General features: G+C 39.3%; 3 protein-coding genes. All 3 read right to left on the reverse strand.

What is annotated here, in order from left to right:
• Nucleotides 1–75: 75 nt before the first annotated feature.
• Nucleotides 76–315 (reverse strand): hypothetical protein, encoded by a 240-nt coding sequence (locus GWJ01_RS03790; protein ID WP_109402977.1) that lies wholly within the window; start codon nt 313–315, stop codon nt 76–78.
• Nucleotides 299–1,801: a VENN motif pre-toxin domain-containing protein gene (locus tag GWJ01_RS03795; protein WP_109402752.1), complete on the reverse strand. Its 1,503-nt coding sequence runs from the start codon at nt 1,799–1,801 to the stop codon at nt 299–301. The genes GWJ01_RS03790 and GWJ01_RS03795 overlap by 17 nt, the downstream gene beginning before the upstream one ends.
• A 231-nt stretch (nt 1,802–2,032) precedes the next feature.
• On the reverse strand, nt 2,033–2,362 hold the full coding sequence (locus GWJ01_RS03800; RefSeq protein ID WP_161710716.1) for an immunity protein YezG family protein: 330 nt from the start codon (nt 2,360–2,362) through the stop codon (nt 2,033–2,035).
• Nucleotides 2,363–2,420 lie beyond the last annotated feature (58 nt).

The following is a 2,420-nucleotide window of genomic DNA, read 5'->3' on the forward strand; positions in this document are numbered from 1 at the left end:
CTAACAAGCCAAGGTTATTGAGACGGAGTGATAACCAAAAGAAAGATCCCACCATTTTGAGATGGGATCTTAACATCATCTACGTAACTTATATTCTATAAACCACATCCCTATTCCAACGACTAGCCCAGCCCATAGACTTGCTTTAATAATCTTTTTTAAAAACTCGATTGAAAAAATAAAATCTCCACCAATCAATAACCAAATAATACACTCACCTATGCTGTATATAACCAGTCCCATAATAAACAGGACTACCACACACAAAATAGTCATAACAAGAAAGTATTCAAATTGATTAGTTTTTTGATTCACTATTTTTTTCCTCAACTTCCTTAATTTTCTCTTGCATCAGAAAGTTTGTAGTCTCTGTTGTAAAGGCAGAGCCTATATTTCCCAAAATACCAGGCAAAGGATGGGGTTTCATATCTTTCGAAAGTCCATATAATCCTTTTATAGCTCCACCTTGCAATTTAGGGTTATATTTGGGATCCCAACCTCCTGTTTTCCACAATTTATATTGATTCCATCCATAACTTATAGGCTTACCCGCGAAACCATATCCCACGCTAGAACCAATACCTGCAGTAGTGGCATTTGTAAGTATTGTAAAAGGATCATCCCCCTTAAACATACTTGCTGCTCCCCCCATGCCTGCATTCCAGGCAACTGTTCCCCCAAGCTTCGTATACGCCGTCATAGCGCCTGTTCCAAAAGCAAACACTACATCCACGGAATTGATTTCTCCTGTAAATCCATATTGAATCCCAGCATTTGCTGTGGCTCCTATTGTTCCTGTTGTGAGCATCATTTTGCCTGTCCCATCTCCCAATAAATATGCCGTGGCTTTACCTGCCCCTCCCAATAGCGGTGCCATAACTCGGATTGTCAAACCACCCTGCAATACCTGAAGAGGAGCATCACCAATAGCCGCATTATCTCTGTGGTAGCCATACGTATTGGCTAGGTTATCGGCTTTTCTGAACAGTTTTTCTTCTTCGGTTTGTGTACGTGTCCAGTTCAGAGCACCCAGCCATCCGTTTTGCTCATATGCCCGTTGCCTTTCCTTGTCTGCCCAAGCATTTTTCGCTTCTGTACGCCCTGCATATGGGAAGCCTTTGTTCGAGAGCAGCGATGAATCCCCTTCTTTTAACAACATAATGACCAGCTGTTCGACAGTTTTGGTATCGTGCAAGTGAGTTTTTTCATAAGCATATTGCTGCAATTCCTGCAGAAATCTCTGTTGCTGCTCCGGTGTCAAAGACGCCGGATCTTTCCGGTACTGATTTAACAGTTCATCATTGATTTGGTCACGGACTTCCAACGCCAGTAACTCACGAACATCCCTCTCCGTATATTTGTTTTCCCGTAATGCCTCACGGCTTTTATCTAATGCCTCGCGTGAAATATCTCCCAAAAAGTTATTCTCAACTACCACTTTCCCGGCTTGAGCGGCATTAGCAACGCCTGTGCTATTATCGCTGATTAAACCACCGACAATCCCTGAAGTTAACGTTGCCCATGCACTTATATTCTGCTTTTCAGTTTCAGTGAGTTCTTCGGGGGTTTTGCCATAAAGTGAGTGCGATAAAATACCCACTGTTTCCCCTGTCATTGCGCCAGAGGCTTGCACTACTGCATTCTCACCTTTTGCCAACGCAAGGCCTGCATTCAGTAATCCGTGCGCTATCGTGCGCTGAATATCACTTTCAACACTATTACCTTGAATTTGGTTTTTCACTTCATTAGCAAGATAAGGGGCGGAACCATTAGCAATCGCGGTAACAATATTGTTGCCCATGACACCTTGTGTAAATACGGTGATGGCTTGGATGGCACGGGTGTATTTGCCGCCCGTACCAAAGTCTGATTGGTTGGTATAATCCTGTAATAATTTCCTTAATAAACTCAGATCAAAAATATTTGAAAACTTTTCTTCCCATCATATACTTTGCCTACTTTTAAATGGAAATTAATACATTAAAAGTAGGCAAAGTATATGATGTAAATTACAATCTCTGAATATCTTATTTTAATCTTCGTACTTAAAATCTATATTAATTTTCATTGTTTCTAGATCTAAAGTAATTTCACACCCATGCCAAAATGATTTTTTTTCCGATTTTATGTTATCAATATAAAAACTTCTCAAATCTTCTAATATATCAGTTAAATCATTTATAGCTTTACCATCAGGATCATACCAGTTTAATTCATTATTTTTATCTACATAGTCAAATTCATAAGTACAACCATTTCTTTCACAAAAAAGTTGAGCTCTAACGATAATTTTTTTAGCATCAGAGGGGCTCGAATCAATAAGCAATTGTCCAATTTTTTGGTATATAATTTGATCGTTCATATTTAATTTCCACTTTGAGCATTAGTAAAAGTTTTAATCACGGGTTTTTCTCCATCTA

It is taken from the genome of Proteus sp. G2618, from assembly GCF_009915995.1.
GTDB classification, from domain to species: domain Bacteria; phylum Pseudomonadota; class Gammaproteobacteria; order Enterobacterales; family Enterobacteriaceae; genus Proteus; species Proteus terrae.

Bases quoted from the DNA above. Each gene is read 5' to 3' on its own strand.
- GWJ01_RS03795 (WP_109402752.1), bottom strand. From the start codon at position 1,801: ATGGGCAACAATATTGTTACCGCGATTGCTAATGGTTCCGCCCCTTAT.
- GWJ01_RS03800 (WP_161710716.1), bottom strand. From the start codon at position 2,362: ATGAACGATCAAATTATATACCAAAAAATTGGACAATTGCTTATTGAT.